Origin of the sequence: Thalassoglobus neptunius, assembly GCF_007859735.1 — a bacterium.
Lineage (GTDB): Bacteria > Planctomycetota > Planctomycetia > Planctomycetales > Planctomycetaceae > Thalassoglobus > Thalassoglobus neptunius.
Map to the genome: position 1 here is coordinate 1 of NZ_SIHI01000151.1, position 1,026 is coordinate 1,026.

The 1,026-nt window shown below is 51.5% G+C and carries 1 protein-coding gene; it reads right to left on the reverse strand.

What is annotated here, in order from left to right:
• Positions 1 to 203: 203 nt before the first annotated feature.
• Positions 204 to 641, reverse strand: coding sequence for a hypothetical protein (locus KOR42_RS26345; protein WP_146512759.1), 438 nt, complete (start codon positions 639 to 641; stop codon positions 204 to 206).
• Positions 642 to 1,026: the final 385 nt, after the last annotated feature.

A 1,026-nucleotide genomic window follows, 5' to 3' on the forward strand; every position in this document is an offset into this window, starting at 1 on the left:
CAAAGACGAAATAACCTGTACCGACACTCCCGGCCGAGACGCTCACATCCCTCCACCGGGTTCCTTATCAACAACAGCGCTCCGTTTTTCGCCCGTCGAGCGCTACGTTTTCTAACCGATGTCTACAGAACGGCAGTCATTTCGATTCCCAAATCGTTCGAGGACAACGAAAACTCCTGAAATGTCTGTCGGCGTGTCATACTCTAACTTCCGTTTACAAAGCTATCGTGCCTGCTCGAAATCTCTACGCTCGCTTGAAGTCGATTAAAGTATTTTACGAGGAGTCGTTCATTGCGAAACCCTGTGAACGCAGTTGCTAGCCCCATCAGTGATGAGTGAAATAAGAAGCCGACGTTGAGGCCCAGAATGACTCCAACAGCGACAATCTCTTCAGCCAGAGGGGCCTGATTCTGGTTGCCCCACATGCCATGAAAGAACCGCACCGTGGCCACTGTACGAAATCCGAGCCAGATGACAGCCCCAAGAAATGCAACATAGAATAAAACTGCACACCAACGCCATCGGTCCCACCGCTGAAGAGACTTCGCAATCTTGGCGACGTACTCTTCGTCTGACGACTTCTGTCGAGAAAGCGGTTGCAGCGGCAAGAATGGGTCGTATAGGGATTCAGTGTATTGCATCGGGCACTCCCGAATGGTGTCGCTGACAGCGTGCAGAGTGTGAATTCAGATCAAAGAGGCTGCAATTTCCTGTGATCGCCCGAACGACGAATCTGCTGCTTGATCAAATCCCTGACGCCGTCAATTTGTTTCCCGCTTAATGTCGTTAGGATGCGTTATCTCAGCTACCAATCGCCAACAGTGTCGCCAGCATCGATTGTGAGAATGGCGTGCTCCCCATTTTCTGATCCAGATGTTATGAGAGTCAACCGACCGATTTTGGTTCGAGGAGACTTTGATGACGAAGCGACGACGACGTAAGCCTGAGCAGATTGTGAAGCTGTTGCAGGAGGGGCAAGCGATGTTGGCGGCAGGAAAGTCGCTGGCTGAGGTGTTGCAGAAGCTG

Excerpts from the sequence above, each read along its gene's own strand:
- KOR42_RS26345 (WP_146512759.1), bottom strand. The coding sequence starts at position 641 with ATGCAATACACTGAATCCCTATACGACCCATTCTTGCCGCTGCAACCG.